This is a genomic window from bacterium, from assembly GCA_035370465.1.
Taxonomy (GTDB): Bacteria; Ratteibacteria; UBA8468; order B48-G9; family JAFGKM01; genus JAGGVW01.
Genome location: DAOOVW010000094.1, coordinates 1 through 2,365 on the forward strand (window position 1 = coordinate 1; position 2,365 = coordinate 2,365).

1 protein-coding gene and 1 rRNA gene are annotated in these 2,365 nt (G+C 34.0%); both read right to left on the reverse strand.

Going from position 1 to position 2,365, the window contains the following annotated elements:
• Positions 1-622: ribosomal RNA gene (locus PLW95_08095) — 23S ribosomal RNA — on the reverse strand; the annotation flags it as partial.
• A 45-nt stretch (positions 623-667) separates the two neighbouring features.
• Positions 668-2,014, reverse strand: a complete 1,347-nt coding sequence (locus PLW95_08100; protein ID HOV22616.1) for an HPr family phosphocarrier protein — start codon at positions 2,012-2,014, stop codon at positions 668-670.
• Positions 2,015-2,365 lie beyond the last annotated feature (351 nt).

Genomic DNA, 2,365 nt, shown 5'->3' on the forward strand with positions numbered 1-2,365 from the left:
ACTGCTTGTAGGCATACGGTTTCAGGTTCTATTTCACTCCCCTTCCGGGGTTCTTTTCACCTTTCCCTCGTGGTACTTGTCCACTATCGGTCGAGTCCGTGTATTTAGTCTTGGAAGGTGGTCCTCCCAGATTCCTACGGAGTTTCCCGGTTTCTCCGTAGTACTCAGGAATTCATCTCAGGTACTTTCAAAGTTTTGTCTACGGGACTTTCACCCTCTATGGTTAACCTTTCCATGTTATTCAACTACCTTGAAAGATTTTTATACCTGATAGGAAGGTAGACCTTCCTATGATGAACCCTACAACCCCGAATAACGAACGCGTCTACGCTATTACCGTTATTCGGTTTGGACTATTCTCCGTTCGCTCGCCGCTACTTAGAGAATCGCTTTTGCTTTCTTTTCCTTGGGGTACTGAGATGGTTCACTTCCCCCAGTTCGCTTTCTGCTGCTATTTATATTTACAGCAGAATATCTGCCCTTTCAGGCAGATGGGTTGCCCCATTCGGGAATCCCCGGATCAAAGGTTGCTTGCACCTACCCGGGGCTTATCGCAGTTTGCCACGCCCTTCATCGCCAGGACTCGCCAAGGCATCCTCCGTATGCCCTTTGTAGCTTGACCATAAATTTAAATTTTCAAAGAACATTTATGTATATTATACAAACTTTATAATGAAGTGTCAAGAGATATTTTTAAAGATAATGGAAATGTTTCACATTCTGGTTGAATCTGGGCTCCACATTTTTCTTTTAAGAATTCACATATTTCTTTAACTGCTTTTTCCGGACCTTGAACTACAAGTTCAACATCTTTATTTACTAAAAAATCCCTTATATCTGGTATAGCAATTGCAACTTCAATTGCATTTTTTAAATTATATTTTTTCCTTTGAAAATAAAGATATGTATCAAATTTATATTTATTGGCTATCTGTGTTATTGGCATTATGGGCCTTATATGGAAATCTTCAATCCTATGTGCTGGAATTAACAGAACAACCGTCTGAATTATAAATTCCTCTGCTTCTGTTCCTAATGATTTGAAAATTTTATAAGAGAGTGATTTCCCTTTTGAAATAAAAAATAATGAGTAAAAAAGAATGAAGTTTTTAACAATTTCTTTAATTTTCTCTTTATCAACAATTTTAGTGATTTTTATTGCTGTTTTATATTTTCTAACTTCATCACTATGTCTTTCATAAAAATGTGTAAGTGCCCTTCCTATTTCAAGGAGATGTAAAATTAAAGCAATATAACCTCTAAGTGTTATTAAATATTTTGTCTTTTTTTCAATTTCTGTTTTTATAATAAAAGTATCATACATTGATTCTAACTGATGAAATATTGACCTGAATTTTTCAAGATTTTCTTCTGTTACCTCTTCTGGATATATTTTTTTACAGACTAAAAAGTTAACTTTTTCACTTTCTTCAAGAAATTTAACAAGGAAATTAAAAATTTGATTTCCTCCATTTGTTCCTGAGTTAATATTTAAATCAGGTGGAAGAATTTTCTTTTGAATCTTTGGCAATACAAGTTCCTCAGAAAATTTCTCATTATGTACTTCTATTCCTAATTTTCCTGCCTCTTTTTTTAATTCTTTTATCAGGTTCTTAATGCATGAAAAGTAAAACCATGTATTTGTTTCCAAGTCCTTAATAAATTTTTCCTTCTCATTTTTTTTAATTTGTAATTCATAATTTTCAATACGAGCAAATATATGAAGAGAGTGAAAAAGAGCAATGTTTAACCATCTAATTGAAGCAATTAATTCTCTAAAATAAAAAAAGGTTCTATTGTGAGAAGCGCCATAATCATCAAGGAATGTTTCAATTTTCTCAATTTCTTTCATCAATGTAAAACTTATTTCTCTTGTTGGAAGAGTCCTTTTTGACAAAAAAACATTTAGAATTTTACAGAGATTTGAGAAAATAATAGAAAGTTTTTTAATAAACTCTTCTTTTATTTCTTTTTCATTTAATATTTTAAAAAGAGAATAATCATTTTTTTTCATTTTTTCCCTCGTGCGTAGTCCGAAGGATCCATAGCCAAAAACGAGGACCCTACGGACGAGCCTTTCCCAACGATACCCACAATACGAACTGCTTTATTAGATAACCATAAATATGGGAAAAAGTTTTTTCCCATACCCTTTTGGTTGCCTGGGGTATATTTTTTTTCAATGTTTTTTTGCTTACTCTTTTGTATAACTTTTTTTGTGGAGATAGCCGGAGTCGAACCCTCGGACAGAACCCTACGGGCAAGCCGGCAACTCGCTCACGCTCTTGGGACAGGGGTGCTTCCCCTTTCCCAACGATACCCCCAATACGAACTGCTTTATTAGATAATTATAAATATGGGAAAA